General features: G+C 44.3%; 2 protein-coding genes. Both read right to left on the bottom strand.

The features are described from left to right. Positions 1-591 (bottom strand): sulfate/molybdate ABC transporter ATP-binding protein (locus VXQ92_RS20090; RefSeq protein WP_416682972.1); only part of this gene is annotated, 591 nt, incomplete at its 3' end. 11 nt (positions 592-602) lie between these two features. Then, a partial coding sequence (locus VXQ92_RS20085; protein WP_416682971.1) for a sulfate ABC transporter permease occupies positions 603-1,124 on the bottom strand: 522 nt, incomplete at its 5' end.

Here is a 1,124-nt window from a genome sequence, read left to right as displayed (position 1 = left end):
TTGGTCATGGGTTACGAAAATTGAAGTGATATGCAGCTCATCATGTAAGTTACGTAACCAGCGGCGTAATTCTTTACGAACCTTAGCATCTAGTGCACCAAATGGTTCATCAAGCAATAACACACGAGGTTCTACGGCAAGTGCACGAGCTAAGGCAATACGTTGGCGTTGACCACCAGAAAGCTGGGCTGGGTAACGGTCTGCTAAAAAGCCAAATTGAACCAAATCAAGCAGACGAGTCACACGTTTTTTAATTTCGGCTTCCGATGGGCGTGTGGCACGAGGACGGACACGTAAACCAAAAGCAATATTGTCAAATACGGTCATATGACGGAATAAAGCATAGTGCTGAAAAACAAAACCGACCTGACGTTCACGGACATGTACATTGGTTGCATCTTCGCCTTCTAGTAAGACTTGACCACCATCTGCTGATTCTAAACCCGCAATAATACGAAGTAGCGTCGTTTTACCGCAGCCAGATGGGCCGAGTAAGGCAACCAGTTCACCCTCTGGGAAATCGAGTGAAATATTTTTAAGCGCATGGAATGCACCAAAGTGTTTTTCAATATTTTTAACTTGAATACTCATGATTTCATTCCTTACGAATCAGTTGAATGCGGTTCTGGTTTGTCTTGATGTAGTTCTAACCAGGTTTTTAAAATCAGTGTTAATAGTGCCAAGAAAGCAAGTAGTGAGGACACCGCAAAAGCTGCGCTAAAGGTGTACTCGTTATATAAAATTTCGACATGTAGAGGCAGGGTATTGGTCTCACCACGGATGTGGCCGGAAACTACTGATACTGCCCCAAACTCACCCATTGCACGGGCATTACACAAAATCACGCCGTAAATCAGACCCCATTTAATGTTAGGGAGCGTGACTTTCCAAAAGGTTTGCCAACCTGATGCACCGAGTACAATCGCTGCTTCCTCTTCTTCAGTTCCTTGCGCTTCCATAAGTGGAATTAACTCACGCGCCACAAATGGAACTGTAATAAAGATGGTCGCTAAAACAATGGCAGGTACGGCATATAGAATCTTGATGTCATGTTCCATGAGCCAGCCGCCTAACCAGCCTTGAGCACCGAAAATCAGTACAATCATTAAACCTGCAATAACAGG

This window comes from Acinetobacter sp. 228 (assembly GCF_048147885.1).
Note: the sequence above shows the minus strand (reverse complement) of the source record. Positions and strands in the feature narration are given on the sequence as shown.